The 26814-nt window shown below is 71.5% G+C and carries 32 protein-coding genes and 1 riboswitch; of the genes, 19 read left to right on the top strand and 13 right to left on the bottom strand.

Annotation, left to right across the window (positions count from 1 at the left end; genetic code table 11):
- The 4 genes from QRN49_RS08675 to ribH form a co-directional block, all read left to right on the top strand.
- A partial coding sequence (locus tag QRN49_RS08675) for an LAVTG motif-containing sortase-dependent surface protein (protein ID WP_502868997.1) occupies positions 1-701 on the top strand: 701 nt, incomplete at its 5' end.
- Positions 702-1042: 341 nt separating this feature from the next.
- A riboswitch (FMN riboswitch) is annotated at positions 1043-1177 on the top strand.
- A 94-nt stretch (positions 1178-1271) separates the two neighbouring features.
- Positions 1272-1925 carry a riboflavin synthase gene (locus QRN49_RS08680; protein WP_071247477.1) on the top strand — a complete coding sequence of 218 codons (654 nt, stop codon included), beginning with the start codon at positions 1272-1274 and terminating at the stop codon, positions 1923-1925.
- Positions 1925-2614 carry a 3,4-dihydroxy-2-butanone-4-phosphate synthase gene (ribB, locus tag QRN49_RS08685; RefSeq protein ID WP_284755168.1) on the top strand — a complete coding sequence of 230 codons (690 nt, stop codon included), beginning with the start codon at positions 1925-1927 and terminating at the stop codon, positions 2612-2614. Before QRN49_RS08680 ends, ribB begins: the two co-directional genes overlap by 1 nt.
- Positions 2611-3090, top strand: coding sequence for a 6,7-dimethyl-8-ribityllumazine synthase (ribH, locus tag QRN49_RS08690; protein WP_209082239.1), 480 nt, complete (start codon positions 2611-2613; stop codon positions 3088-3090). The genes ribB and ribH overlap by 4 nt, the downstream gene beginning before the upstream one ends.
- A gap of 101 nt (positions 3091-3191) precedes the next feature.
- On the opposite strand, the gene QRN49_RS08695 is transcribed toward ribH, so the two are convergent.
- Together QRN49_RS08695 and QRN49_RS08700 are read right to left on the bottom strand one after the other, a co-directional pair.
- Positions 3192-3362, bottom strand: coding sequence for a hypothetical protein (locus tag QRN49_RS08695; protein ID WP_017888559.1), 171 nt, complete (start codon positions 3360-3362; stop codon positions 3192-3194).
- Positions 3363-3428: 66 nt separating this feature from the next.
- Entirely contained in the window at positions 3429-3977 is a 549-nt protein-coding gene (locus QRN49_RS08700; RefSeq protein ID WP_259477420.1) for a TetR/AcrR family transcriptional regulator, read from the bottom strand.
- 155 nt (positions 3978-4132) lie between these two features.
- On the opposite strand from QRN49_RS08700, the gene QRN49_RS08705 reads away from it, so the two are divergent.
- From QRN49_RS08705 to QRN49_RS08725, 5 genes are all read left to right on the top strand, one after another.
- Complete coding sequence (locus QRN49_RS08705) at positions 4133-6169, top strand: aldo/keto reductase (RefSeq protein WP_284755169.1); 2037 nt, start codon at positions 4133-4135, stop codon at positions 6167-6169.
- Positions 6148-7155 (top strand): LacI family DNA-binding transcriptional regulator, encoded by a 1008-nt coding sequence (locus QRN49_RS08710; RefSeq protein WP_284755170.1) that lies wholly within the window; start codon positions 6148-6150, stop codon positions 7153-7155. Before QRN49_RS08705 ends, QRN49_RS08710 begins: the two co-directional genes overlap by 22 nt.
- A gap of 213 nt (positions 7156-7368) precedes the next feature.
- Entirely contained in the window at positions 7369-8892 is a 1524-nt protein-coding gene (locus QRN49_RS08715; protein WP_111022220.1) for an MFS transporter, read from the top strand.
- 227 nt (positions 8893-9119) lie between these two features.
- Positions 9120-9629: a flavin reductase family protein gene (locus QRN49_RS08720; RefSeq protein WP_194623865.1), complete on the top strand. Its 510-nt coding sequence runs from the start codon at positions 9120-9122 to the stop codon at positions 9627-9629.
- Between the two features lie 44 nt (positions 9630-9673).
- Positions 9674-10288 carry a superoxide dismutase gene (locus QRN49_RS08725; RefSeq protein ID WP_027466323.1) on the top strand — a complete coding sequence of 205 codons (615 nt, stop codon included), beginning with the start codon at positions 9674-9676 and terminating at the stop codon, positions 10286-10288.
- A 179-nt stretch (positions 10289-10467) separates the two neighbouring features.
- Here the strand turns inward: QRN49_RS08725 and QRN49_RS08730 are convergent, their stop codons facing one another.
- Positions 10468-11049: a TetR/AcrR family transcriptional regulator gene (locus QRN49_RS08730; protein WP_111022222.1), complete on the bottom strand. Its 582-nt coding sequence runs from the start codon at positions 11047-11049 to the stop codon at positions 10468-10470.
- Positions 11050-11207: 158 nt separating this feature from the next.
- On the opposite strand from QRN49_RS08730, the gene QRN49_RS08735 reads away from it, so the two are divergent.
- Positions 11208-12179 (top strand): carbohydrate kinase family protein, encoded by a 972-nt coding sequence (locus QRN49_RS08735; protein ID WP_284755171.1) that lies wholly within the window; start codon positions 11208-11210, stop codon positions 12177-12179.
- 30 nt (positions 12180-12209) lie between these two features.
- Here the strand turns inward: QRN49_RS08735 and QRN49_RS08740 are convergent, their stop codons facing one another.
- The 5 genes from QRN49_RS08740 to upp all read right to left on the bottom strand — a co-directional run bounded on the left by QRN49_RS08740 (position 12210) and on the right by upp (position 17877).
- Positions 12210-13682, bottom strand: a complete 1473-nt coding sequence (locus QRN49_RS08740) for a serine hydrolase domain-containing protein (protein WP_284755172.1) — start codon at positions 13680-13682, stop codon at positions 12210-12212.
- Entirely contained in the window at positions 13679-15028 is a 1350-nt protein-coding gene (locus QRN49_RS08745) for a cryptochrome/photolyase family protein (protein WP_284755173.1), read from the bottom strand. Before QRN49_RS08745 ends, QRN49_RS08740 begins: the two co-directional genes overlap by 4 nt.
- A complete protein-coding gene (locus QRN49_RS08750; RefSeq protein WP_181242982.1) occupies positions 15025-15534 on the bottom strand; it encodes a MarR family winged helix-turn-helix transcriptional regulator in 510 nt (169 codons plus the stop codon). The genes QRN49_RS08745 and QRN49_RS08750 overlap by 4 nt, the downstream gene beginning before the upstream one ends.
- Before the next feature lie 258 nt (positions 15535-15792).
- A complete protein-coding gene (locus QRN49_RS08755; RefSeq protein WP_111029368.1) occupies positions 15793-16560 on the bottom strand; it encodes a winged helix-turn-helix domain-containing protein in 768 nt (255 codons plus the stop codon).
- A 681-nt stretch (positions 16561-17241) separates the two neighbouring features.
- Positions 17242-17877, bottom strand: coding sequence for a uracil phosphoribosyltransferase (gene upp, locus QRN49_RS08760; RefSeq protein ID WP_071406290.1), 636 nt, complete (start codon positions 17875-17877; stop codon positions 17242-17244).
- A gap of 76 nt (positions 17878-17953) precedes the next feature.
- Between upp and QRN49_RS08765 the strand changes: the two genes are divergently transcribed.
- Positions 17954-18388 carry a nucleoside deaminase gene (locus QRN49_RS08765; protein WP_071406338.1) on the top strand — a complete coding sequence of 145 codons (435 nt, stop codon included), beginning with the start codon at positions 17954-17956 and terminating at the stop codon, positions 18386-18388.
- Here QRN49_RS08765 and QRN49_RS08770 read toward each other — a convergent pair.
- Positions 18369-19325 carry a cation diffusion facilitator family transporter gene (locus tag QRN49_RS08770; RefSeq protein ID WP_027466331.1) on the bottom strand — a complete coding sequence of 319 codons (957 nt, stop codon included), beginning with the start codon at positions 19323-19325 and terminating at the stop codon, positions 18369-18371. The genes QRN49_RS08765 and QRN49_RS08770 overlap by 20 nt on opposite strands.
- Positions 19326-19389: 64 nt before the next feature.
- On the opposite strand from QRN49_RS08770, the gene proC reads away from it, so the two are divergent.
- The gene (gene proC / locus QRN49_RS08775) at positions 19390-20220 is read left to right on the top strand and encodes a pyrroline-5-carboxylate reductase (RefSeq protein WP_284755174.1); all 831 of its coding nucleotides are present in this window, start codon (positions 19390-19392) and stop codon (positions 20218-20220) included.
- A gap of 69 nt (positions 20221-20289) precedes the next feature.
- Here the strand turns inward: proC and QRN49_RS08780 are convergent, their stop codons facing one another.
- Together QRN49_RS08780 and QRN49_RS08785 are read right to left on the bottom strand one after the other, a co-directional pair.
- A complete protein-coding gene (locus QRN49_RS08780) occupies positions 20290-20985 on the bottom strand; it encodes a potassium channel family protein (protein WP_217499818.1) in 696 nt (231 codons plus the stop codon).
- Entirely contained in the window at positions 20978-22411 is a 1434-nt protein-coding gene (locus QRN49_RS08785; protein WP_071406293.1) for a TrkH family potassium uptake protein, read from the bottom strand. Before QRN49_RS08785 ends, QRN49_RS08780 begins: the two co-directional genes overlap by 8 nt.
- Positions 22412-22485: 74 nt before the next feature.
- Here QRN49_RS08785 and QRN49_RS08790 point away from each other — a divergent pair, with 74 nt between their 5' ends.
- From QRN49_RS08790 to QRN49_RS08810, 5 genes are all read left to right on the top strand, one after another.
- On the top strand, positions 22486-23001 hold the full coding sequence (locus QRN49_RS08790; RefSeq protein WP_209082250.1) for an ArsR/SmtB family transcription factor: 516 nt from the start codon (positions 22486-22488) through the stop codon (positions 22999-23001).
- Between the two features lie 159 nt (positions 23002-23160).
- On the top strand, positions 23161-23355 hold the full coding sequence (locus tag QRN49_RS08795; RefSeq protein ID WP_017888579.1) for a helix-turn-helix domain-containing protein: 195 nt from the start codon (positions 23161-23163) through the stop codon (positions 23353-23355).
- A 109-nt stretch (positions 23356-23464) separates the two neighbouring features.
- A complete protein-coding gene (locus QRN49_RS08800) occupies positions 23465-23563 on the top strand; it encodes a 30S ribosomal protein bS22 (protein ID WP_003792170.1) in 99 nt (32 codons plus the stop codon).
- 87 nt (positions 23564-23650) lie between these two features.
- The gene (locus QRN49_RS08805; protein WP_071247435.1) at positions 23651-23905 is read left to right on the top strand and encodes a glutaredoxin family protein; all 255 of its coding nucleotides are present in this window, start codon (positions 23651-23653) and stop codon (positions 23903-23905) included.
- Positions 23902-24195 carry a Dabb family protein gene (locus QRN49_RS08810; RefSeq protein WP_071406294.1) on the top strand — a complete coding sequence of 98 codons (294 nt, stop codon included), beginning with the start codon at positions 23902-23904 and terminating at the stop codon, positions 24193-24195. Before QRN49_RS08805 ends, QRN49_RS08810 begins: the two co-directional genes overlap by 4 nt.
- 125 nt (positions 24196-24320) lie before the next feature.
- On the opposite strand, the gene aspS is transcribed toward QRN49_RS08810, so the two are convergent.
- Positions 24321-25661, bottom strand: a complete 1341-nt coding sequence (gene aspS, locus QRN49_RS08815; protein WP_111090278.1) for an aspartate--tRNA(Asn) ligase — start codon at positions 25659-25661, stop codon at positions 24321-24323.
- Between the two features lie 171 nt (positions 25662-25832).
- On the opposite strand from aspS, the gene QRN49_RS08820 reads away from it, so the two are divergent.
- Both QRN49_RS08820 and QRN49_RS08825 read left to right on the top strand, forming a co-directional pair.
- Positions 25833-26171 (top strand): hypothetical protein, encoded by a 339-nt coding sequence (locus QRN49_RS08820; RefSeq protein WP_209082252.1) that lies wholly within the window; start codon positions 25833-25835, stop codon positions 26169-26171.
- Positions 26171-26416 carry a hypothetical protein gene (locus QRN49_RS08825; protein ID WP_163342668.1) on the top strand — a complete coding sequence of 82 codons (246 nt, stop codon included), beginning with the start codon at positions 26171-26173 and terminating at the stop codon, positions 26414-26416. The genes QRN49_RS08820 and QRN49_RS08825 overlap by 1 nt, the downstream gene beginning before the upstream one ends.
- Here QRN49_RS08825 and QRN49_RS08830 read toward each other — a convergent pair.
- Positions 26393-26767, bottom strand: coding sequence for a MerR family transcriptional regulator (locus tag QRN49_RS08830; RefSeq protein WP_209049931.1), 375 nt, complete (start codon positions 26765-26767; stop codon positions 26393-26395). The two genes, QRN49_RS08825 and QRN49_RS08830, sit on opposite strands and share 24 nt — an antisense overlap.
- Positions 26768-26814 lie beyond the last annotated feature (47 nt).

Here is a 26814-nt window from a genome sequence, read left to right on the forward strand (position 1 = left end):
GCACGGCTTCGGGCACGCAGGTGTCCCCGGTCGTCGACGTCCCGGTGACGATCGGTGGCAACGGCATCGGCGTCCTCGGTGACGGCACGAGCACCGGCGGCGCCACGGCTCCGGCCACCGGCACCACGACCCCGACGACCGGCGGTTCGACCTCCGGCGACGGCGGCCTGCTCTCCGGCACCCAGGTCACCCCGGTGATCAGCCTGCCGATCACGATCGGCGGCAACGGGATCGGCATCGTCGGTGACGGCACCAGCACCACCCCCGGCACCGGCACGAACCCCGGGACCGACCCCGGGACGGACCCGGGCACGGACCCCGGCACCGACCCGGGCACGGACCCCGGCACCGACCCCGGTACCGACCCCGGTACGGACCCCGGTACCGACCCGGGCACCGTCCCCACCGACGGGACGGGCACCGACACCGGCACCACGCCCGGCACGGCGACCATCCCGGTGGGCGTGGTCGGCGTCGTCGAGCCGACCCGGGCCTCCACTGCGGGTGTGGTGACCACCACGACCGCTGCCACCAGCGGGGTCCGCACCAGCGCCGGGACCGTCGCGGCAGCAGCCGCGGCAGGTGACGGCCAGCCGGAGCTCGCCTACACGGGAGCCGGCTCGCCGGTCCTGCCCGCCGGGTTCGCGCTCCTGCTGCTCCTCGCCGGAGCGGGCACGCTCGTGCTCCGTCGCCGGCACTGACCGGCGGGTGACGAGGGGCGTCGCACCGTGGCGCCCCTCGTCACCATGCCCGGAGGGGCGTGCGCGTTCCACGACAGAACACCGGAGGATCGACGGATGTCCTGTCGAAACGTGTCGGCGCATCGGATGCGTGTGCATGTTCCGACGGACCGCTCGTCGATCGACTCGTGCATCGTCGCAGTGCGGACGCCGGACGCCGGACGCCGGACGCGGGACGCGGGATGCGGACGCCGGTCACCGCGGGTGCCACGTGCTCACCGTGCCCGGGGGAGACGCCCGGTTACGACGGCCCTGCCACCGTGGCGCGGCCGTCAGCGGCCTGGGGTATCGTTCCGATTACGCAAGCGCTCCGGGGTCGGTGTAATTCCGAGCCGGTGGTGACAGTCCACGAACTGATGACGGGTGCGAACCCGACAGAGGTTGACCCGGTGGGATTCCGGGACCGACGGTGAAAGTCCGGATGGGAGGCGCGCTGGGCGGACAGGACGACCCCACGACCCGTGGGGTGCGACCCGTCCGTCGATGCCGACGATCGTCGAACGCCCCCGGAGTCCCGTTGAGAGGACACCAGTGTTCACCGGCATCATCGAGGAACTCGGCACCGTCACCGCCGTCGAGCAGCAGGGCGACTCCGTCGCGCTCACCGTCCACGGCCCCGTCGTCGTGCAGGACGCCCGGCACGGCGACTCGATCGCGACGAGTGGTGTCTGCCTGACCGTCGTCGAGCAGACCCCCGAGACCTTCACCGCCTTCGTCATGAAGCAGACCCTCGACATGAGCGCCCACGGTGCACTCCGGGTGGGGGACCGCCTGAACCTCGAGCGCGCCGCCTCGGTGGGTGACCGCCTGGGCGGGCACATCGTGCAGGGCCACATCGACGGCACCGCCACGGTGCTCGAGACGGCCGACGGTGACGGCTGGCGGCGCGTGCGGTTCTCGCTCGCGCCCGCACTCAGCCCGCTCGTGGTCGACAAGGGCTCGATCGCGCTCGACGGCGTCTCGCTCACGGTCAGCGCGGTCTCACCCGAGGACACCGCGCCCGACGCGGCCTGGTTCGAGGTGAGCCTGATCCCCGAGACGCTCGAGGCGACGACGCTCGGGCTCCGCGTGCCGGGTGACCGGGTGAACGTCGAGACCGACGTCCTGGCACGGCACGTCCGCCGCATGCTGCGGCTCGACGCCGCGGCGCAGTCGCTCGAGACCGTCGGATCGGAGGCCCGGTGATGGTCGCCGAGGCCGGTGCCGTCCCGCAGGCACTCGGGTTGTCGACCATCGAGGCCGCGATTGCGTCGATCGCCGCCGGGCGCCCGGTGATCGTCGTCGACGACGAGGACCGCGAGAACGAGGGGGACGTCATCCTGTCCGCCGAGCTCGCCTCGCCGGAGTGGATCGCGTGGACCGTGGCGCACTCGTCCGGGTTCATCTGCGCGCCGGTCAGCACCGAGATCGCCGACGCCCTCGACCTGCCGCCGATGGTGGCGCACAACGAGGACGTCCGCGGCACGGCCTACACGGTCACCGTCGACGCCGCCGTCGGCGTGACCACGGGCATCAGCGCCCACGACCGCGCCCGTACGCTACGGGTCCTCGCCGACCCGACCTCGGTGCGCGACGACCTGCACCGACCCGGACACGTGGTGCCCCTGCGCGCACGACCGGGCGGGGTCCGGGAGCGCGCCGGGCACACCGAAGCAGCGATCGAGCTCGTCACAGCGGCCGGACTCCGGCCCGCTGCGGCGATCTGCGAGATCGTCGACGAGGACGGCAGCATGATGCGGCTGCCGGCGCTCGTCGGACTCGGGGCACGCGAGGGCGTGCCCGTCATCACCATCGCCGCGCTCGCCGAGTGGCTGGACGCGGCAGACCGGGCGGCGGCAGCGACCGCAGCGCCCACGGAAGGAACGACACGATGAGCGGAGCAGGCGCGGCGGACCGCGACCAGGTCGACGGCACCGGGATCCGGGTGGCCGTCATCGCCGGACAGTGGCACGACACCATCGCCGCGGGCCTGCTGGCCGGCGCACAGCGCGAGGTCGAGCGGCTCGGGGCGACGGCCGAGGTCATCCCCGTCCCCGGCAGCTTCGAGCTGCCCGTGGTCGCGAAGACCGCGCTCGAGGCCGGTTTCGATGCGGCGGTCGCGCTCGGCGTCATCATCCGCGGCGGCACCCCGCACTTCGAGTACGTCTCGGGTGCTGCGACGAACGGCCTGACGCAGGTCGCGATCGACACCGGCAAGCCCGTCGGGTTCGGCGTGCTCACGCTGGACGACGAGCAGCAGGGGCTCGACCGAGCCGGGCTGCCCGACTCCAAGGAGGACAAGGGCGCCGAGGCCGCACACGCGGCGATCAGCACCGCGGTGACGCTGCGGTCCCTGCGCCTCCCGGTCTGAGGCACCGGACACGCCACACAGAACGGCCCCGCACCGGTGAGGTGCGGGGCCGTTCTGTGTGTGCTGATCAGTGCTTGCTGGTCAGCGGCGGTGCTTGCTGGCTAGCGCTTGCCGAACACGTGGATCGGCAGGAAGAAGGAGAGGCTCATCAGGAGCACGCCGGCCATGAAGACGAAGGCCTGGCCCGACTCGACCTGGAAGGCGAACCCGAACAGGTACATCGACACCAGCAGCAGCAGGATCGAGAAAACAGCGGCGATGACGCGGCCCACGGGATACCTCCGGGTGTCGACGAGTGGATCGTTCCCCAGTCTATCCCCAGCCGGAGGTGTGCCGGTTCACGCTCCCGGTCGCGTCGCGATCAGACGGTCGACGACGGTGAGCAGGGTCTCCATGTCGACGCTGCCCCGCTTCGGTCGCACGTCGCTCGCGGCACCGAGTGAGGCCTGGTGGTACAGCCCGTCGCCGAGGAGCTTGACGGCCTGCGCGGTCGGCTCGTCGCCGAGGGCGTCGACGAGGGTCGCGAGCCAGGCGTTCTCGGTGTCGTCGAGGGTACGTCCGGCCTCTTCGTAGCCGGCCTGCTGCAGGCGGCTCGCGGCGAGCAGGGCGAGGTCCAGCTCGCTGCCGACGAACAGGCAGTTGCGGACGAAGTAGCGCGCGGCGCCGTCCTCGGCCTCCTGCATGCGCTCGACGTCGATCGCGGACAGGTCCGACAGTCGCTCGCAGAGCCCCTCGACCAGCGCGGCCTTGGAGCCGAAGTGGTAGAGCAGGCCGCCCTTCGAGACACCGGCGCGCGCGGCGACGGCGTCGAGTGTGGCGGGACGCTCGCCCTCCTCGCACACGATGGCGACGAAGCTGTCGAGGACACGGTCGCGGGCACTGGCCATGCCGAGAGTCTAGGAGCAGTTCCGGGGGGCGCGGACGCCAGCTCCGCCGTCGCGGCCGTGAACGCTCACGAATTCCCTCGGGGCCATTGCCGATCGCTCCGGCGCCCGCTAGCGTCGAGACGACCGTGAAGGTTCACGAGACGACAAGGATCCGCATGTCAGCGCAGACGGCGAACACCGCCACCACCCCGACCTCGACCGCCACCGACCGCCCCGGGTGGGCCGTCCTCGGCCCCGGCGGCATCGCCCGACGCTTCCTCTCGCAGCTGCCCGCCAGCGGGGGTGTCCTGGTCGCGGCCGGCAGTTCGTCCGCCGAGCGGGCGCAGGTCTTCGCCGACGAGGCCGCCGGGTTCGGGTTCGCGGACGTGACCGCCGGTACCTACGACGACGTCCTCGCCGACCCGCGGGTGGACGCCGTCTACGTCTCGACCGTGCACACCGGGCACGCCCGACTCGTCCTCGCCGCACTCGAGGCCGGCAAGGCCGTCCTGTGCGAGAAGCCCCTCGCCGTGAACCACGGCACCGCGATGGCACTCACCGATGCTGCGCGCCAGGCCGGCCTGCCGCTCGTCGAGGCGTTCATGTACCGCTTCCACCCGCAGACCGCGGCACTGCTCGACCTGATCCGCGACGGCGTGATCGGCGACGTGACCCACGTCGACGCCTCGTTCGCGTTCCGGACGGGCGAGCGCACCGGTCGCCTGTTCGACGTCGACACCGCCGGCGGCGGGATCCTCGACGTCGGCGGGTACCCGGTGACGATGGCCGCGGCGATCGTGCAGGCCGCAACCGGGGTCGCCGTCGCCGAGCCGGTGGACCTCACCGCCACGGGCACGCTCGGGCCGACCGGGGTCGACGAGTGGACGGTCGCGCAGCTCACCTACAAGGGCGGGATCACGGCGACGGTCCGGACCGGCGTCTTCGTGCAGGACGACAACGCCGTGTCGGTGTACGGCTCGCGCGGTCGCATCGTGCTCACCGACCCGTGGACCCTGGGCGACGATCCCACCATCGAGATCCACACCGTCGACGAACCCCCTCGCTCGCTCTCGTTCGCGGGTGAGCACCCCTACGCCCGAGAAGCCGACGCCACCACCGACGCCCTGCGTGCCGGTGCGGTCGAAGCGGCGCAGATGACCACCGGCGAGACCCTCGCCACCGCCCGCACGCTCGACAGGTGGCGCGCGGCGATCAGCCTGCGCTACCCCTTCGAGGCCGAGACCGCCGACATCCCGACGGTGTCCGGCCGACCGCTCACCGTGCAGGACGGCAACCCGATGCGCTACGGCGAGGTGCCGGGCGTCGGCAAGCGGATGTCCCGCCTGGTGATGGGCGTCGACAACCAGCCCGACCTGGCACACGCCAGCGCGATCTTCGACCTGTTCGTCGAGCAGGGCGGCAACGTGTTCGACACCGGCTACATCTACGGCGGCGGGGTGCTCGAGGGTCGGCTCGGCAAGTGGATCCAGAACCGGGGGATCCGCGAGGACGTGGTGGTCATCACGAAGGGCGCCCACACCCCTCACTGTGACCCGGAGTCGATCACCCGGCAGCTGCTCGAGAGCCTCGAGCGCCAGGGCACCGACTACGCGGACATCTACATGATGCACCGCGACAACCCCGACATCCCGGTGGGGGAGTTCGTCGACGTGCTCGACGAACACCGCCGAGCCGGGCGCATCCGCGTCTACGGCGGCTCGAACTGGACCCCCGCACGGTTCGACGAGGCGAACGCCTACGCACGGGCCAACGGCAAGCACGGGTTCGAGGTGCTCAGCAACCACTTCGGTCTCGCCGAGGCGTACGACGTGCCGTGGGACGGCTGCGAACACGCGACCGATGCGGCATCGAAGGCGTGGCTGGAGGAACGTCAGGTCCCGTTGCTGCCATGGTCCTCGCAGGCCCGCGGGTTCTTCACCGGCCGTGCGACTCCCGAGGACACCAGCGACGCCGAGCTCGTCCGCTGCTACTACTCGGACGACAACTTCGAGCGGCTCCGGCGTGCGCGCGAACTGGGCGAGCAGTTCGGCGTCCCCGCGACGGCGATCGCGCTGGCGTACGTGCTCAACCAGCCGTTCCCGACGTTCCCGCTCTTCGGACCCCGTACGATCGCGGAGGCCCGGTCGTCCATGACGGGCCTCTCCGTCGACCTCTCCCCGGAACAGGTGGCATGGCTGGACCTCCGCGCCTGACCCCGGGCGGCCGCGCGACGATCATCGACGTCGCCGCGGCCGCCGGGGTGTCCCGGCAGACCGTCACCCGCGCGATGAACGGCATGTCCGGCATCAGCGCGGCGACCAAGGACCGTGTGCTCCAGGCCGCGGCGGCGCTCGACTACCGTCCGTCGCGCTTCGGCCGTGGGCTCGTCACGGGTGGCGACCACCAGCTCGGGCTCGTCGTCAACGACCTACGGAACCCCTACGCACCGGCACTCGCATCCGCGGTGCTCGGCCTGGCCGCCGCCCGCGGGTGGAACGTCATGCTCGCCGACGTCGGGCTCGCGAGCGACTCGGACCGGATGGTGGAGTCCCTCGGCGCCCAGACCGACGTCGTGATCGGCTACCTCGGGTCCCGTGCGCCGGAGTGGATCGAACGGCTCGGTTCGGTCCCGGTCGTCGAACTCGACCCCTCGGGGCCGGTGACCCGCGCCGCGGTCCGGATCGACCCGACCGCCGCGATCGATGACCTCGCCGACCACCTCGTCGACGTCGGGGTGAAGCACCCCGTCGTGCTCGACGCCGCCGCCGACGGCGTGCCGAGCCAGCGCGGGGAGCACATGGTCGCGGCACTCCGGCGTCGCGGGTACCTGCCCGACCTCGTCGTCGCGTCCGCGCCCACCGCAGAGGCCGGCGCCGAACGGACCGAACGGATCCTCGCCGAGCACCGCCGGGTGGACGCTGTCCTGGCGTTCAACGACGTGCTGGCCCTCGGCGTGCTGTCGGCCTGCCGTCGTGCCGGCGTCGACGTCCCCGGTGACGTCCGTGTGGTCGGCGTCGACGGCTTGCCGCTCGGGACGCTCGTCGCGCCGACGCTCACCACGCTCGCCGTCGACCTCGACGAGGTCGCCGGTCAGGCCCTCGACCTGGCCCTCGGCATGCTCGCGGGCGAGCTGCCGCGCTCGGGCGCAGCCGTGCAGCGCACGGTGCGCCACCGGTTGCTGCTCCGCGAATCGGCGTAGGCCCGACGACGCGACCAGTGGACCGATGCAAGGCCCGTGGCGGGACCGCCACGGGCCTCCCGGCCGTCGTCAGTTGCATTTGCAACCAAAACCGTCCGGACGGTATACTAACGGAGTCCTGACGGGGCGCGTGTCCATCCCGCGTCCCGTCTCGTCTGCCCCACGTACCACCCGCCGTCGACCTGGTCCGGCTCGAAGTCCCAGGAGTCCGCCGTGTCCGCACTGCTCACCAGCCCCGTCGCCACCCGCGTCACCGGGAGCCGCGCCCGACGGTTCCTCGCGCTCGCCGTGCTCATGCTGCCGGTCCTGCTCATCTCGGTCGACAACACCATCCTGAGCTTCGCGCTGCCGTCGATCAGCCGCGCGCTGAACCCGGACGCCACCACGCAGCTCTGGATCGTGGACGCGTACCCGCTGGTGCTCGCCGGCCTGCTCGTCGTGATGGGCAGCATCGGTGATCGCATCGGCCGCCGGCGGATCCTGGTGATCGGTGCGACCGGCTTCGCCCTGTTCTCGGTGGCCGCGGCGTTCGCGACCGACGCCTGGATGCTCGTCGCGGCCCGGATCGCGATGGGCGTCTTCGGCGCGATGCTCATGCCCGCCACGCTCTCGATCATCCGCAACGTGTTCGTGGACGCGGGGGAGCGGCGGATGGCGCTCGCCGTCTGGTCGACGATGTTCGCGGCCGGCAACGCGCTCGGGCCGCTCGTCGGCGGCGCGCTGCTCGCGCACTTCCACTGGGGCAGCGTGTTCCTGGTCGCGGTGCCGATCCTCGTGCTCATGCTCGTCGGCGTGCCGTTCTGCGTGCCGGAGTCCCGCGACCCGATGCCCGGGCCGGTCGACCTGCCGAGCATGTTCCTGTCCCTCGGCGCCCTCGCACCGATCGCCTGGGCCATCAAGTCGGTCGTGCACCCCGAGGAGCGCGGCCTCGCGATCGCCATGCTCGCCGTCGGTGTCGTCTGCGGCATCGCGTTCGTCCGTCGGCAGTTGCGGTCCCGCACGCCGATGCTCGACCTGCGGCTGTTCCGCAGCACGGCCTTCACCGGCAGTGTGCTGATGAACCTGGCGGCGATGTTCTCGCTCACCGGGTTCCTGTTCTTCATCGCCCAGCACCTGCAGCTCGTGGCGGGGCTCGACCCGTTCGCATCCGGCATCGTCCTCATCCCGGGGTCGGTCCTGACCATCGTCGCCGGGCTCGCGGTCGTGCCGATCGTGGCGCGTGTCGCCCCGCGCTGGGTCGTGTCGGTCGCGCTGCTGTTCTCGGCGGCGGCGTACGCCCTCGTCGCGGTCCTCGGACACCACGCCTCCATCGCTGCCCTGGCGTTCGCGTTCGTGCTGCTCGGCATCGGGATCGGCGCGTCCGAGACGGTGACGAACGATCTGATCATCTCGACGGCACCGGCGGACAAGGCGGGTGCGGCGTCGGCGATGTCCGAGACGGCGTACGAGATCGGCGCCGTGCTCGGCACCGCGGTCCTCGGCACGATCTTGGCGACGACCTACCGGGCGCACGTCGTGGTGCCCGACGGGTTGTCCTCGGCGGCGCACGTCGCGGCGCAGGAGACCCTCGGCGGCGCGGTCGCCGCGGCGGGGCAACTCGGCGGCAGCGCCGGGCAGGTGCTGCTCGAGTCGGCTCGGGCGGCATTCGACTCCGGCGTGACGATCACGGCGGGTGTCGCCGCGGTGCTCATGGTGGTGGCGGCCGCGGGCGCGCTCGTCATGCTCAAGCGCCGCTGAGCGGTCGCGCGGGCGCCGCGCGCCGCGAGCGTCGCTGCGCTACGTGAGCAGGAATGGTCGGGTCGCCGTGCGTGACCCGACCATTCCTGCTCACGAAGTGCCCGCCACGGCGCGCCCGGCCACGCCCGAACCTGTGAATCGTTGACCTCAACCAGGGTTCAGGTCATACGTTGGGTGACAGCCGCCGAGTGACGGCAGCCCCTCCCGAAGGAACGACCACGATCACCATGCCCGACGAAGCACCGGCCACCATCGCCGACGCGTACAAGTCCGCCTTCCGCGGGCACCCTGCCGGCGTCGCCGTCATCACGGCCGAAGGCCCCGACGGACCGACCGGCCTCACCGCCTCGAGCGTCGCGAGCGTCGCCGTCGACCCGCCCGTCCTCGTCTTCTCGCTCTCGACGAACTCCGGCTCGGCCGGGGTCGTGCTCGGTGCGCCGCTGTTCGTCGTGCACCTGGTCGACTCCCTCGGGGTCGCACTCGCGAGGCGCTTCGCCTCGACCGGCAGCCCGGCCGCCGACGACCCGATCTGGGGCACGTTGCCGTCCGGCGACCGCTACCTGCCGAGTGCGGCGAGTGCACTCCGCTGCCGACCGCTGTCGACGACGCCCATCGGCAGCTCGACCGTCGTCGTGGCCGAGGTGCTCGACATCATCGTCGGCGCCGACCGCGGCGAGCCGCTGGTCTACCACAACCGGGAATTCCACTCCCTCACCGATCGTTCCCGGCTCTCGTGAGCCGCGGAGCCGCGTCCACAACCCACTGATCGAAAGGACCTCACATGGCTGAGTACACCCTGCCGGAACTGCCGTACGACTACGCCGCGCTCGAGCCGCACATCAGCGGCAAGATCATGCAGCTGCACCACGACAAGCACCACCAGGCCTACGTGACCGGTGCCAACACCGCGCTGCAGCAGCTCGGTGAGGCCCGTGAGTCCGGCAACTTCGGCGCGATCAACAAGCTCGAGAAGGACCTCGCGTTCCACCTCGGTGGTCACGTGAACCACTCGATCTTCTGGACCAACCTCGGCCCGGACACGAAGGTCCCCGAGGGCGAGCTCGCCGCGGCGATCGACGAGTTCTTCGGTTCGTTCGAGAAGTTCCAGGCGCAGTTCGCCGCCGTCGCGAACGGCATCCAGGGCTCCGGCTGGTCCGTGCTGGCCTGGGACACCGTGGGCCAGAAGCTCACCACGTTCCAGCTCTTCGACCAGCAGGGCAACATCCCGTTCGGTCTCGTCCCGATCTTCATGCTCGACATGTGGGAGCACGCCTTCTACCTCGACTACCTGAACGTCAAGGCGGACTACGTCAAGGCCGTCTGGAACATCGTCGACTGGGAGAACGTCGCCGCTCGTTTCGAGAACGCGAAGTCGCAGCGGTTCGTCACGCTCTGATCCGCGTCGGCGGGTCACCACGGTGACCACCTGACGAACGGGAGGCACGGTGCCAGCTGGCACCGTGCCTCCCGTTCGTGGTGCGGGTCACGTTCCGGGCCGTGAGCCGTCGCCGTCCGCGGTCGCCGTGTCCCGTCGCCGGGTAGGCGAGCGGTCCGCGATCGCGTGGGTGCGTGCGCTCAGCGCACGCGGTCTGCGTCGGCCGTGCTGGCTGCCAGGTCGTGGGCGATGCGACGCAGTGCGGCGTCGGCATCGGTGTGCGCGCAGTCGACGAGCGCGCCCCACTGGGCTCCGCGGGCGGCCATGACCGTGTGCTGAGCCGCACGGTCAGCGAGGACGGGGTCGGCGCCGTGTGCTCGGCACCATGCCCGGATGGCGGCCACCTGGCAGCGGTGCGCGCGGCGCTGCCGGTCCCGCCCGTCGAGGGACTCGACCGACCCGAGTTCGAAGGTGAGCCGTGCGGCCAGCGCACGGTGCGGGTCGTCGAGCCCGCCGAACGTCGCGACCAGGTGGTCGGCGAGGGCGTCCGTGTCGGCGGCGGGGTCGAGCGCGGGCGCTCGGTGCGAGGTCGCGAGGTGCTCGACGACGGAGTCGATCAGGGCGTCGCGGGAGCCGAAGTGGTAGACGACCGGGTAGGCGCTCGTACCGAGTACGCGGCCGAGGCCCCGGACCGTGACGTCCTCGATCTTGGTCTCGACGAAGTGGTCGACCACCTTCTCGAGGATCGCGGGTTTGCGGGTGGGGTCGGGCTTCCTGGGCATGGCATCTCCGTCGTCGGGGCGGTGGTCGCGCGACCGCCCACATACTAGCAGCCGGTATATCAGTGGCACCATCGGTCGTTGTGTGCGATCTCTCCGCTGAACCTCCGTTTTCACCGATAGAAACGGAGAAAAACTCGGCTCCGGGTACACTGTTGCGGATGTCGATGCCGTACGAGGGCGCTCTGCCGCCGTCACGGCCCGAGGGGACCCGCGCCGGACGGGTGGTCGCGGGCCGTCGTCGTGGCGCCGGAAAACGCTTCCTGGTCGTCGGCGACGTCCTGGACGGCGTCCTCGTGCACACCACCGCGCAACGGATCGGGGTGCACGACCCCGCCGCGGAGATCCGCCACCGGCCGACCGGTGCCGGTGGCAACACGGCCACCTGGCTCGGCTGGCTCGGGGCCGAGGTCGACGTCGTCGCCCGTGTCGGGGTCGATGACGTCTACCGGCACGAGCGCGCACTCGAGGACGCCGGGGTCCGCGCCCACCTGCGCTACGACGCGATGACGTCCACCGGGGTCGTCGTCTCGGTCCGCAACGACCACGGTCGCACCGCGATGTCCGACCCCGCCGCGAGCGGGAAGATCAGCGCCGCCGACGTCCCGCCGTCAGTGGTCGCCCGCGCCGACATCGTGCACCTGACCGGGGCTGCCATGCTCGGCGGCGGGGCCGACCGGCTCGCCGACCTGGTGGCGTGCGCCCGGACCGGCCCGGCGCGCGTGGCGGTGGACCCCTCGTCGGTGGCGGTGATCGAGACGATCGGTGCCGACCGGTTCCTCGAAGCCCTGCAGGGCGTCGACGTGCTCTTCCCCGACCAGCACGAGGCGCTCGCCCTCGCCGGGGGTGACGACCTCGACGCCGCGGTGCGGCGGCTGACCGAGCACGTCCCCCTGGTCGTCGTCACGGCCGGGGCCGACGGTGCGCTCATCGGGCGCCGGGGCCGCAGCGTCCACCGGGTCCCCGCGACACCGGCGACCGTCGTCGACACCATCGGGGCCGGGGACGCCTTCGTCGCCGGATTCGTCCGTGCGTGGGCGACGGATCTCGTCCGCGTCGGCGCGGCAGCCCGCGAGGGCACCCGGGTCGCCGCGCGGGCACTCGGTTTCGTGGGCGGTCGACCGCCGGTCTGAGCCGACGGGTGCCCGCCTGGTGCCGTCGGGTCAGCGCTCCGACGGTTCGGCGACGACGTTCAGGGTCTGGACGCGCCCCGCGGCGGCGGGGGCGAGCCGGATCTCGACGCGCAGCCGCCCGCAGGTGCCGGGGAGCCACCAGCGCAGGTGCGACGGCGCCGCCGAGTACTCGGACACCGGTGCGGCACCGAGGTCGGCGCCGACGTCCGCGACGGCCTGCGCCACCGCCCGCCGCCGCCGGTCGTACGGAACGTCCATCGCCACGTTGGGCGTGCAGATCGCGTCCGCCAGGTCGTCCCGCCAGTCGGCCAGGAGGCGCGTCACGGCGGCCTGGGCGGCTCGCGTCGCGCGGGTGGTCGCCGCCACCCCGGTGCTCGCTCCGGTCACGTCGGTGCTGGCTCCCGGCGCGTCGGGTGTGTGGGCCGTCAGCAGCGCGTCGAGCACGAGGTCATGCGCCCGCTGGGCGGCCGCGAAGACCTTGGCCTGCGTGGCGTTCTCGAACGCGACGACCCCGAGGCCGTCGCGCACGGACCACCGCATGTGCGCGGAGAAGCCCGGGTAGCCGCCGGAGTGCGAGACAAGCTCGCCGAAGCGGTCGTCCTGCTCGACGAACAGCCCGAAGCCGTACGCCGTCGCGCGGGCCGAACCCGGGACGACGGACGACGGGACGACCCGCATGGCCTGCTGCATCAGCCGGCGGTCAGCGGGGGAGACCGGGCCGGGCCCCGGTGCGCTGGAGAACGCCGAACCGAGGTGCGTCGCCCAGCGCGCCAGGTCACGCACGGTCGAGAAGAGCCCGCCGATCGACGAGAAGGCGCCGGGGCCGGTCATCGGCAGTGGTTCCCAGTCGCCCTCGTGTCCGCGGGCACCGGTGACGACGAAGCCGCCGGACTCGTCCGCGCTGAACACCGTGTCGGTGAGTCCGAGGGGACGGAGCACGGTCTCGCTGGCGGCCGCGGTGAAGGGCTGCCCCGTCACGACGGCGACGACCCGGCCGAGCAGCGCGTAGCCCAGGTTCGAGTAGGCGAATCGGGTGCCCGGCAGCGAGTCGAACAGCAGGCCGCCGCGCAGGACCTCGTCGAGCTCGGCGTCCGAGATCGACTCCTGCCGGTCGGCCCAGGGGTCGTCTGTGGGGAACCCGGCCGACATCGTCAGCAGCATCCGCACCGTGGGGACGGGGGAGTCCGGGGTCGGCAGGGTGACGGTGCCGAAGGCCGGCACGAAGTCGGTGATGGGCGCGTCGAGGTCGAGCGCGCCCCGGGCGACGAGGGTCAGCAGGGTCGCGGCGGTGACGCTCTTGGTGCAGGAGGCGATGCGGTACACGGTGTCGGCGTCCGGTCGCCGGCCGTCCCCGCGGTCGCCGTGGCCCCCGGACGCGACGAGGCCGGAGCGGTCGAACACGCCCCACACGCTGCTCGGCGCGATGCCCTGCTCGACGCGAGCACGGAACAGCTCGTCGACCTGGTCGACGACCGCGGCGATCGCGGGGTGCGACCCGGTCACGAGCGCCGCATCCGTTCGTAGGCGTCGAGCGCCCGCTGCCGCGACGCCTTCAGGTCGACCATCGGCTCGGGGCGCAGCTCGTCGGCGGGGACCCAGCGGTGCACGTACTCGCGGTGCGGGTCGAAGCGCTCGAGTTGTCGATCGGGGTTGAAGACCCGGAAGTACGGGGCGGCGTCGAAGCCGGAGCCCGCGACCCACTGCCAGTTCGCCGCGTTGTTGGCGGGGTCGGCGTCGACCAGGGTGTCCCAGAACCACTGCTCCCCGACGCGCCAGTCGACGAGCAGGTTCTTCACGAGGAAGCTGCCGGCGGCCAGCCGCACCCGGTTGTGCATGGCGCCGCTGTGCCAGAGCTCGCGCATGCCCGCGTCGACCAGGTCGAAGCCGGTCAGACCCTGCCGCCAGCGGTCGAGCTCGGCCGCTTCCGGATCACGCCACGGGAACGCGTCGAAGTTCCGACGGACGTTGACGGTGGCGATGTCGTCGCAGTGGAAGTACTCGTTCCAGTTGAACTCGCGCCACGCCAGCTGCCGGAGGAACGCCGCCGCGTTCTGGCGCTGCGCGGGCTCGAGCCGCTCGTGCAGGCGGTGCCACACCTGGTACGGGCTGATCTCGCCCCACCGCAGGAACGGCGACAGGCTGCTCGTGGCCTCCATCGCGGGCTCGTCGCGCTGGTCGTAGTCCTCGAGCGCGTGCTCGACGAAGTGCTCGAGCTGCTGCTGCGCGCCGTGCTCGCCCGGGGTCCAGGCGTCACGGAGGCCGCCGGCCCAGTCGGGCTTCGTCGGCAGCAGTGCCCAGTCGGCCAGCGCATCACCCGTGACGTCGGCCGGAGCGGGCAGGTCGTCGGGGTCGGGCAGGGGATGGCGCGGTTCGGGCAGCGCCTGGACGGCGTTCCAGAACGGGGTGAAGACCTTGTACGGCTCGCCCTGCCCGGTGAGCACCGTCCACGGTTCCCAGAGCAGGTTCGCGGCGAAGCTGTGCGCCTCGACGCCACGGTCGTGCAGCGCCGTCTTGATGCCGGCGTCGATGTCCCGCTCGACGGCGCCGTACCGACGGTTCCAGTACACGGCGTCCGCCCCGGTGTCGGCGACGAGCTGGTCGATGACCGTCGCCGCGGCACCGCGTCGGAGGACCAGCCGGGAACCCCGCTCGCGCAGGTCGGCGTCGAGGGCGGTCAGCGACTGGTGCAGCCACCAGCGGCTCGCGGCACCGATCGGACGGAGCCCGGGGGACTGCTCGTCGAGGACGACCACCACCGTGACGTCGCCGCCGTGGTCGATCGCTGCACGGAGCGCCGGGTTGTCCGACAGCCGTAGGTCGTCACGGAGCCAGACGATCGCGCCGGTCACACCGTCGCCGCATCCGCAGCGACCGGGCGGACCGTCGACCGTCGGTTCGGTGCCGTGCCGACCGCCAGCCGGAGCTTCGTGCAGAGCTCCGTGAGGGTTCGCAGTTCGGGGTCGGAGAGCCCGGCGCCGACCTGCTGCGCGATGCTCGCCGCGTGCTGCACGGCGACCTGGCGGTAGACGTCGAAGCCGTGCGGGGTCAGTGCGACGATCACACCGCGGGCGTCGGTGGGGTCCGGCTGCTTCTCGACGATGCCGCGGGCGAGCAGCCGGTCGACCAGGCGGCTGACGCTCGGCTGGGTGAGGAGCAGGTGCCCGGTGAGGTCGCGCATCCGGCAGCGGCGGCCGGGCTGGGTCGACAGGTTGAAGCAGACGTCGTACTCGTTGAACGAGATCTCGTCGCCGGGGAAGTCCGCGTTGAGACTCCGCATCACGGCGACCTGGGCGCGGAAGAGCGCTTCCCAGGCGGCGACGGCGGTCGCCTTCTCACTGCGGCGTGTCTCGCTCACGTTCGCGTTCCCTCCGGTCGTACGGTCTGACCACACTACCGACGGGGTCCGACAGGAGCCGGGCGACATGCACGAGGGCCGGCCGCCTGTCGGCGACCGGCCCTCTCCCTTGCACCAAGAGTTTCCTGCAATCACATTCCACAGGCGGTGCCACAGCAAACACCGTCTGCACCACCGACTGTATAACGAAGCGGTAACGGCGCGCCAGCCTCTCCGTGGCCGGTTCGCTGCGAGTTCACCAAGAGCAGCCGATCAGGCTCAGAAGAGGTCGGGCGACGGGGTCGACGCGTACCGCACGGCGACGTCCGCGTGCCGGTCGAAGCGGTAGCCGACGCCGCGCACGGTGCGGACGATCTCCTCGAACGCGCCGAGCTTGGAGCGGAGCCGACGCACGTGCACGTCGATGGTGCGCTCGTTCGGGGTCTCGTCCTCACCATCCGACCAGAGGCCGTCGATGATCGCGGAACGGTCGACGGTCTGGCCCTCGCGGAGGACCAGGAACTGCAGGAGTTCGAACTCCTTGTAGGTCAGGGGTGCCGCTTCGCCGTCGAGGGTCACGCGCTTCCGGGAGATGTCGATGACGACGCCGGTCTCCTCGGGCTCGGGCTTCTCGGCCTGCTTGCGGGCGGCCACCGCGGAGCGGTCCTGCAGGGCGAGGCGGACGACGTCGACGTCACGGCCGCCGGAGTGCTCGGCGGCGACGGCGACGGCCGCGTACGTCTCGGACGACGGGACGAGCTGCGCGGTGAGGGCCTTGAGTTGCTCGACCACCGCGGCCAGGGTCGTGCCGGCGGCGGCGGCCTTCGCCTCGTCGATGCCGACGTACAGGGCGAAGCCGCGGGCCTCGGTGCCCTCGGGGAGCGCGCGGTTCCGCTGCGGCGCGACCACGGGGCTCGTCGGAACGGTGGCCGGTCCGGTCGCTGCCGGCGAGGCCGGGCGCGGACGGATCGGGGTGACGGTGCCGAGGTCGGTCGGGGCCGGTGCGGAGCGGAGCGCGGTGCGGGGCTGGGCGATGGTGAGCGACATGGTGGTTCTCCGGGCGGTGTGGCCGGTGCGCGGGTGGCGCGGCGGCCGGTGTCGAATGCGTCATCCCGGGTACGGCGGTACGCCGATGTGCCCTGCGGTCCTGCTGCGGACCGGGGCTGACCCGGGGGAACGGGAGACAGACCTCGTGACGTGGTGCGCGTCGCCGACGGTGTCCGTCACCCGGGGATCACGCGCTCGCGACGGGGGTGGTGTCGCGGGGGATCCGGCTGGAACGGGTGCCGATCAGGCACACATTCGACAACGCATGACCGGCATGGTCGGCATCATCACGCCGACGGTCCCCACTGCCCCTGCGGAGGAGCACGCCTCGGAGAGGACGCGGGTGGACACGGTTGCAGTCATGTGATGAGTATCTGCGGTATACCAACGCGGTGTCAACCGTCCGCACGGACGGTGCGGTGAGCGCGACCGCACGGACGTCGAGCCCTACGCCCGTTCTTCCCATTGCGCCCGCGATGGAAAGTGGAATCGGGCGTACCGGGTGGAAAGAACCGACCGGGTACGCCCGGAACGACCGGGTACGCCCGGAACGACCGGGTACGCCCGGAACGGGCAGGTACGCCCGGAACGGGCGGGTGCGGTGAGCGCGACCGCACGGACGACAGGAGGCGCGGTGCCAGCCGGCACCGCGCCTCCTGTCCGCGAAGTGGCGGGTCTGCGCTACTCGGCCAGGCCGTAGAGCCGGTCGCCGGCGTCGCCGAGGCCCGGGACGATGTACCCGTTCTCGTCGAGCTTCTCGTCGAGGGCACCGAGGACGATCGAGACGTTGCGGTCGCCGACGGCCTGCTCGACCATGGCGAGCCCCTCGGGGGCACCGAGGATGCACACGCACGTGATCTCCTGCGCACCGCGGGCGAACAGGAAGTCGATCGCGGCGGCGAGGGTGCCACCGGTGGCGAGCATCGGGTCGAGCACGAAGCACTGCCGACCCGACAGGTCGTCGGGCAGGCGCTCGGCGTAGGTCTGCGGCTCGAGCGTCTCCTCGTTGCGGGCCATGCCGAGGAAGCCGACCTCGGCCGTGGGGACGAGCTTGACCATGCCCTCGAGCATGCCGAGCCCGGCGCGGAGGATCGGGACGACGAGCGGCCGCGGCTTGGCGATCGCGACGCCCATGGTGTGCGCCACCGGCGTGTCGATCGGCGTCGCCGTGACCCGGACGCCCCGCGTGGCCTCGTACGCGAGGAGCGTGACGAGTTCCTCGGTCAGGGCGCGGAACGTGGGGGAGGGCGTCGTACGGTCGCGGAGCACCGAGAGCTTGTGGGTGATGAGCGGGTGGTCGGCGACGTGGACTCGCATAGGGTCGAGCCTAGCGTGCCGACGACCGTCAGGAGGTCCCGTGGAGGAGCCCGCAGCCCGCCCGTTCGTCCCGGCGATGGAGCGCGCGCTCGACGAGGCCCGACGGTGCCTGGAGACCGACGACGTGCCGGTCGGCGCCGTGGTGCTCGACCGCGACGGCCTCGTGGTCGCCACCGGCCGGAACGAGCGCGAGGCGCGACAGGACCCGACGGCCCACGCCGAGGTCCTCGCGCTGCGTGCTGCAGCGGCGGTGACGGGGGACTGGCACCTCGAGGAGCACACGCTCGTGGTGACGCTCGAGCCCTGCCCGATGTGCGCCGGCGCCGTCATGGCCGCACGGGTGCCACGGGTCGTGTTCGGCGCGTGGGACCCGAAGGCGGGCGCCAGCGGCAGCGTCTACGACATCGCCAGGGACCGCCGGCTGCCGCACCGCTCCGAGGTCATCGGCGGCGTGCTCGAGCAGGCGTGTGCCGAGTTGCTCGACGACTTCTTCAGTCCGCGGCGAGGATGACGATCGCCTCGGTCGGCGGCTGCGGCCCGGTGCGCAGGACGTCCGGTTCGACGTAGATCACCCGGGCGATCGGCACGGCGCTCCGGACCCGCTGCTCGACGGTGTCGATGCCGGCGGCGACGTCACCGAGCCGGCGGTCCCCGTCGACGGCGACCTTCACGCCGACCATCAGCTCGTCCGGTCCGAGGTACAGGGTCTTCAGGTGGATGATCGCGTCGACCTCGGGGCCGTCGAGCACCGCCTGCTTGATGCGCTCGACGTCGGCGGCGGTCGCGCCCTCGCCGACGAGCAGGCTCTTCGTCTCGATGCCGAGCACCACGGCGACCGCGATGAGCAGCGCCGCGATGAGCATGGTGCCGATCGCGTCGAACACCCCGTTGCCGGTGATCGCGGTCAGGCCCACGCCGAACAGGGCGAAGACCAAGCCGAGCAGGGCCGCGGTGTCCTCGAGCATCACGACCGGCAGCTCCGGGGCCTTCGCGCGGCGGACGAACTGCACCCAGCTCTGCGAGCCCTTCTGTGGTCGGGCCTCGTGCAGGGCGGTCCGGAGCGAGAAGCCCTCGAGCCCGATGGCGATGACGAGCACCACGAGGGGGAGCCACCAGTTCTCGAGCGGGTGCGGGTGGGCGAGCTTCTCGATGCCCTCGTAGAGCGAGAACACACCGCCGACCGAGAACAGGATGATGGAGACGACGAACGCGTAGACGTAGCGTTCACGCCCGTAGCCGAAGGGGTGCTCCTGGTCCGCCGCTCGCCGGGCCTTGCGGCCACCGAGCAGCAGGAGGAGCTGGTTCGCGGAGTCGGCCAGGGAGTGCACGCCCTCGGCCAGCATCGACGCGGATCCGCTGATCGCCGCCGCGATGAACTTCACGATCGCGATGCCGATGTTGGCACCGAGTGCGGCGAAGATCGCCTTCGTGCCTCCGGAAGCGCTCACAGCTGTCCCCTTCTCGTGGTCTGCGACACGATCCTAGGCGGGTGGCGTCGGTAGGGTCGGGAGCATGACGATCGACCTGCCCCGCACCGCCCTGCTCGGCGTCGGCTCCATGTCCGGCGCGGTCCTCGACGGCCTGCTCGCCGCGGGACTCGACCCGGCCACCGTGACCCTCACCACGAAGTCCGAGGCGTCCGCTGCTGCCCACCGGGAGCGCGGCCTCGACGCCACCGCGAGCGACACCGACCCCGACGCCAACCGGTCGGCCGTCCGTGGCGCGGCCCTCGTCGTGGTCGGCGTGAAGCCGTACATGATCGCGGACCTGCTCGACGAGGTCGCCGCCGACCTGGAGCCCGGCGCCGTCCTGGTCAGCGTCGCCGTCGGCACCACCACCGCGAGCATGGAGGCACGGGTGCCCGCCGGCGTCCGGGTCGTCCGTGCCCTGCCGAACACCCCGATCGGCGTCGGCCACGGCGTCACCGGCATCAGCGCGGGCACCTCGGCCGACGCCGAGGCCGTCGCGCTGGCGTCGTCGGTGTTCACCGCCTCGGGTGCGGTCATCGAGGTACCGGAGTCGCAGCTCGACGCGCTGTCCGCCGTGTCCGGTTCCGGTCCCGCCTACGTCTTCCTGCTGGTCGAGCAGTGGCAGCGTGCCGCCGAGGAGCTCGGCTTCACCCACGAGCAGGCGGCGACGATGGTGCAGGGCACCGTCCGCGGCGCGGTCGAGCTGCTCGAGCGGTCCGGCCGTGAGCCCGCCGACCTGCGCCGTGCGGTGACGAGCCCGAAGGGCACGACGGAGCGTGCCGTCGCGGTGCTGCAGGACGCCGACCTGGCGGACACGCTGCTGCGCGCGTCGCGGGCCGCGATCGCGCGTGCCGAGGAGATCGCCGCGTCGTAGACGCAACCGCAGTGCGGACGGGAGGCCCGTGGCGACGCCGCCACGGGCCTCCCGTCCGTCCGCTGGTCGTTACTCGTACGCGGCGAAGCGCTCCAGGTCGGTCTCGGAACCCGAGACGATGATGACGTCGTCCTCGCCGATCACGCTGTCCGGCGTCGCCGGCACGAACGGGCTGCCGGGCGGCTTGATGCCGAGCACGGTCAGGCCGAAGCGGGTGCGGATCACGGTGGTGGCGAGGTCCTTGCCGCGGACCGCGCGCGGCGGGAACATCTTGACCACGGCGAAGTCGTCGTCGAACTCGATGAAGTCGAGCATCCGGCCGGAGACCAGGTGTGCCGTCCGCTCGCCGGCCTCGCGCTCGGGGTAGACGACGTGGTTCGCGCCGATGCGGGACAGGATCGTGCCGTGCGAACGGCTGATCGCCTTCGCCCAGATCTGGGGGACGCCGAGGTCGACCAGGTTCGCCGTGATGAGCACGCTCGACTCCAGGTCGCTGCCGGTGCCGACGACGGCGATGGCGAAGTCCTGTGCGCCGATCTGCCGGAGCGCGTCGATGTCGGTCGCGTCCGCCTGCACCGCGTGGGTGACCCGGTCGGACCACTTCTGCACCAGTCCGGCGTCGGTGTCGACGACGAGCACCTCGCGGTCCTGGCGTTCGAGCTGGCCGGCGGTGGCGGCCCCGAAACGCCCGAGTCCGATGACCAGGACGGGGGCGTCGTGACTGATGGCACCGTGCTGGTGCGACGAACGGGTGCGGTCAGCCAACGATCGGCCTCTCCTCGGGACGGCGGAACAGTTGCCGGCTCTGGCTGGCGGCCAGGGCAGCGGCGATGGTCACTGTACCGACACGGCCGAGGAACATGGTGGCGGCGAGCACGTACTTGCCCGGTTCCGGCAGGTCCGCGGACACGCCGGATGACAGGCCACTGGTCGAGAACGCCGAGATCACCTCGAACAGCACCCGGTCGAGCGAGTCGTCGGTGATCTGCAGGAGCACCACGGTCGCGACGGCCACGATCGTCGCCCCCCAGAGCACGATGGCCACCGCGACCCGCAGGACGTCGCTCGGGATCCGGCGACCGAAGGCCTCCATGCTCTGGCGACCGCGTGCCTCGGCGACCGCGGCCAGGAACAGCACCGCGAGGGTCGTCACCTTGATGCCACCGGCCGTCGAGGCGGATCCGCCACCGATGAACATGAGCATGTCCGTGACGAGCAGGCTCGAGCCGTTGAGCTGGTCGAAGTCGACGAGCGAGAAGCCGCCCGAGCGGGTCATCGTCGACAGGAAGAGCGCCTGGAACGCGGTGCGCCCGGCTCCTTCTTCGCCGAAGGTCGTCGGGTTCGACGCCTCGAGTGCGGTGTAGACGACCGCGCCGCCGAGGAGCAGGATCGCGCTCGTCGCCAGGGTGAGCTTGACGTGGATCGGCCAGCGCCGCGGGGTGCGCAGCTGCTTCGTCAGGGCACGGATCACCGGGAACCCGATGGACCCTGCCACGACGCCGATCATCAGCAGCGTCAGGAACCAGTAGTCGTGGGCGAACGGGTCGAGGCCGTCGGCGTTCGGTGAGAACCCGGTGTTCGTGAAGGCCATCGCCGCGTAGTAGAAGGAGTCACCGACCGCGGTCCAGAACGGGATGCCGGCGATGAGCACCGACGGCAGGAGCAGCAGGCCGAGGACGATCTCGATCGACAGCGTGCTCACCGCCACGGTCGCGAGCAGGGTGCCGACCTCGCCGAGCCGGACGGCCTGTCCCTCGGGCACGGCGCCGTGGTGGGTGCGGAGCGGGTTCGAGTCGCCGGCCGCCATGAGCTTGGCGCGCAGGCCGAGCTTGCGGGTGACGAACAGGCCGAGGATCGACGCGAAGGTCAGGACACCGACGGCGCCGATCTGGGTGCCGATGACCACCAGGACCTTGCCGAACACCGACCAGTGCGTCGCCATGTCGACCGTGGACAGCCCGGTGACGCAGACCACCGACGCCGCGGTGAACAGGGCGTCCGCGAAGTGGGTGCTGCTGCGGTCCGCGGTGGCCCACGGCGTCATGAAGAGCACCGTGAACAGGAAGATCAGCGCGATGAACACCACGATCGCCAGTCGGGACGGCGACGAGCGCAGCACCGTCGCGATCCGGCTCGCTCGCCGTCGGCCGACACTCACGTGGTGCGGGATCGGCTCGGTTCGGTCGAGCATGCGTATGCCTCCGAGGACATGGGCCGGGACGGTTCGTCATGGTACATCCGTGGTGCCCCGGCTAGCCTTGCCCCATGGCCGACATCTTCTCCGTCGTGGCGGACCCGACCCGGCGCGAGCTGCTCGGCACGCTGTTGTCCGCCTACGGTTCGGACGTCACCGGCGGGGAGCTCAGCGTCGGTCAGCTCGTCGAACGCCTCGGGGTCAGCCAGCCCACGGTGTCGAAGCACCTGCGCGTCCTGCGCGACATCGGTCTCGTCACCAGTCGCGAAGAGGGGCAGCACCGCTACTACCGACTCGACCCGGAGCCGCTCGTGCACCTGGAGGACTGGGTCCTGCCGTTCACGGGCGCGGTCGACGCCGACGGCACCCCGGCCACCACAGCGTGGACGCCGGACGGCCAGCCGGTGTCGATCCGCCGGAACGGCACGGCCGGCAAGGCGACGGTGGAGGTGGGCACCGAGCTCGGCCGCGTCATGGCCGAGGCGTCGCACCGGGCCACCGCGGCGATCTCCGGCGCGCAGCAGGGATGGGAGCGCGTCGTCGACCGCAGCCGCAAGCGCTTCACCCGCCGGGGCGACGAGGACTGAGCTCTGCCGCACGGCTTTCCGAGCACGGGGCGCGGCCGGTGCGCTCGTGGCTCGGACTGATCCTGGACACCGGGTCGCACGCGCCTCTACAGTTGCCACTGACCACACAGGTCACACCACTCCCGTGCGCAGCGCGCGTGCGAGCCCCGAAGGCGGACCATGACCGGCAGTTTCGACGACGTGCGCTTCCTCACCGTCGCTGAGGTCGCCGAGATGATGCGCGTCTCGAAGATGACCGTGTACCGGATGGTGCACGCCGGAGAGCTCCCCGCCATCCGCTTCGGCCGCTCCTTCCGCGTCCCCGAGTCGGCCGTCGCCGACGTGCTGCGCGGTGGCGTGGCGGACGTCGGCTGAGCGCGCGTTCGACATCACAGCGGGCAGCCGGTAGACTCGGGCAGGTTGATTTTCCGCGGTCTCTTCGGCCCGGTGTCCGTACATCAGCATCAGTCCGAGCGAGGTCCACATGGGTTCTGTCATCAAGAAGCGTCGTAAGCGCATGGCGAAGAAGAAGCACCGCAAGCTCCTTCGCAAGACGCGTCACCAGCGCCGCAACAAGAAGTAGACCCGCACAGGTCTGCGCAGGTCGGAGGACCTGCACGAGAAGCCCCGGTTCGCCGGGGCTTTCGCGTTCCCGGACTACGCTGGGACCATGCCCGCAGTGACGTTCCTGACGAAGCCCGGATGCCACCTCTGCGACGACGCCCGACCCGTCGTCGAACGCGTCGTCGCCGACCACCCGGGGGTCACCCTGCAGGAACGCTCGATCCTCGACGACGACGCCCTCCGCCAGGAGTACGCGGAGGACATCCCCGTCGTGCTGATCGACGGGCGCGTCCACAGCAACTGGCACGTCGACGCCGACCGGCTCGCACGTGCGCTCGAGAAGGCCGAGGCCCGCGCATGATCTCCCACGTCGTCTCCTGGTCCCTGCGGACCGACCTCGACCGCACCGCGTCGATCGCCCGCATCCGCGAACTCCTGACCGGTCTGGTCGGCACCGTCGAGTCGATCCGCTCGCTCGAGGTCGTCGAGAACGTGGCCTACCCGGACAAGAACCACGACGTCGCGGTGGTCGCCACCTTCGACGACCTCGCCGGGCTCGACGCGTACCAGGTGCACCCGGAGCACCAGGCCGCGGCAGCGGAGATCCGCGAACTGGTCACGGCGCGGGCCGCCATCGACTGGCAGAGCTGAGCCGGGCCTCCAGTCCCGCCCCCGGCGCTGCACGTCGCGCTTCGTGAGCAGAAAAGGTCGCCTCCCGCATCGGGAGGCGACCTTTTCTGCACACCATGTGCGCGCGGCCTCGCCGCGCACGGGTCCTACGGGGTCAGGCGCGTCGGGCCACGGAACAGGTACGTGACCTCGCGGATCGACGGCTCACCGAGCATCAGCATCAGCACGCGTGCGAGGCCCATGCCGAAGCCACCGTGCGGCGGGACGCCGTAGCGGAAGAAGTCGAGGTACCAGCCGAGCTCCTCCGGGTCGAGGCCCTTCTCGACGGCCTGCGCCTCGAGCACGTCGACGCGGTGCTCACGCTGGGCACCCGTGGAGATCTCGGCGCCGTTGAAGATGAGGTCGTAGCTGTTGGTGACCGACGGGTCGCCGGGCTTCCGCATGTGGTAGTACGGCCGGATCGAGGCGTCGTACTCCGTGACGAACACGAACTCGGAGCCGTGGTGCTCCTTCGCCCAGGCGGCGACGCGGCGCTCGCCCTCGGGGTCCAGGTCACCGTCGGCGCGGACGACGTCGTAGCCGCTGTCGGCGACGATCTTGCGCGCCTCGGCCAGGGTCACGCGGGGGAACGGCGTCGCGGGGACCTGCAGCTCGAAGCCGAAGACCTCCGCGATGTCCTTGCCGTACTTCTCCTTGACGGCAGTGATGCCGGCGACCAGGACCTCTTCGTGCATCGCCATGACGTCCTCGTGGGACTCGATCCACGAGAATTCGGCGTCGACGCTGGTGAACTCGGTGGCGTGGCGGCTCGTGAAGGACGGGTCGGCGCGGAAGGCGTCGGCGATCTCGAACACGGCACCGAAGCCGGCCGGCTGCGCCATCTGCTTGAAGTTCTGCGGCGACTGGGCCAGGTAGGCGGTCGTCTCGAAGTACTCGAGCTGGAACAGCTCGGCGCGCGACTCGGACGCCGACGCCATGAGCTTCGGGGTGTGGATCTCGATGTAGTCGCGGTCGACCCAGTACGTGCGGAACGCGTGCTCCAGCGTCGTCTGGATGCGGAAGATCAGGTTCTGCTTGCGGTTGCGCAGGTCGAGGAAGCGCCAGTCGAGGCGCTTGTCGAGCGACGAGTCGTCGGCGATCGGGGTCTCCGGGATCGCGGCGCTCACCACCTGCAGCGCACCGATCTTGACCTCGAGCCCGCCGAGCTTCACGCGCTCGTCGTGCTTCAGTGTGCCGGTGACGTGCACGAAGGTGCCGTGCGCCAGGCCGGAGATCTCGTTGGTGGTCGCGAGGGCCGACTGTGCGGCGTCGTCGCCGTCCTCGGCCTCGCGCGTCGCCGGGTTCACGAGCTGGACGGCGCCGGTCTCGTCGCGCAGCACGACGAACTGCACCTTCTTCTGGTCTCGGACGGTCTCGACCCATCCGGCCACGGAGACGGGACCGTCGGGGAGGGCTGCCAGGTCGGCGATGCGGGTGCGTTCGATCACGGTGGTCGAGTCTAACCGCCTGCGTCCGGGGGCGTGGGCGGCGGGGTTCTTCCCTCCACAGGGCCGCCTGCGTCCGGCGTTCTCCACCGATGGCCGGGAGGCCCGTGGCGGCCTGCGTGGACTCCGTAGCGTTCTCGACGTGGCCGGGTCGCGGGACGAGAGGGGGACCGGGTGGGGACGGAGACGGGGGAGCTCGCGACCTGGCCGCCTGCGGCGGTCGCGGTGGTTGTGGCTGCGCTCTGCACGGCGGCGTTCACGCTGCTCGTGGCGGTCGTCGGTGGGCTGTGGGCGGTCATCCGGTGGCGGCGGGACGTCGCGCGGGAGCAACGGGACCGCTACTGGGCGCGGTTGACCGTGGTGTTCGACCTGATCACCGCGGCCGAGGTCGGGCGTCGCGAGATCGGCCGGAACCTGGCGCAAGCGATGTACGACATGCAGAAAGTGCCTGCCGGAGAAGAACCCGCTGCAAGGGTGTTGGCGGAACTGTTCATCGAGAAGAGGAGACAGTGATGACGACTCGTCTGCGCCGCGCCTGGCGAGAGCTGGTGCGGAAGGAAGACACGGTTCCCGCGGAGCGGCCGTACATCGGTCCTGCGCCTGGCGAGAGCATGTGGGAGTGGGCACAACGTGGGGCGATCGACTGGCAGCTCCACGTGGAAGAAGGGGAGCTCAAGCTCGAACTCGAGCGGCAGCGCATGCGCGCCAGGGTGCTCGCCGAGGACACCGCGACATCAGGGGAGCGACGCGCGGAGTGACCCGAGCGTGCCGATGAACTCCTCGGCCATGCCGGCCCGCTCGACGAGCTTGGCGTGCCGGGCACGGGCGTCCTCGAGGTACGCGTCGAGGCGGGCGGCCAGCGCCGGTTCGTCCTCGGGGCCCTTCGTCGCGAGGGCGTCGACCACGCGGAGCAGCTCGGCCATCTCGTCGAGCGTGAACCCGAGCGGCTTCATCCGACGGATCACGAGCAACCGTTCGAGGTCCTGCGCCGTGTAGACCCGGAACCCGCCGGTGGTGCGGCCGCTCGGCACGAGCAGCCCGACCTCGTCGTAGTGCCGGATCGTGCGCAGGGACATGCCGGCGCGGTCGGCGAGCTCGCCGATGTGCATCGTGTCGGGGACGTCGCTGGTGCTCACGGCGTACGACTCTACCCTCA

The sequence above is a fragment of the Curtobacterium sp. ME-Dv--P-122a genome (assembly GCF_030209645.1).
Taxonomy (GTDB): Bacteria; Actinomycetota; Actinomycetes; order Actinomycetales; family Microbacteriaceae; genus Curtobacterium; species Curtobacterium flaccumfaciens.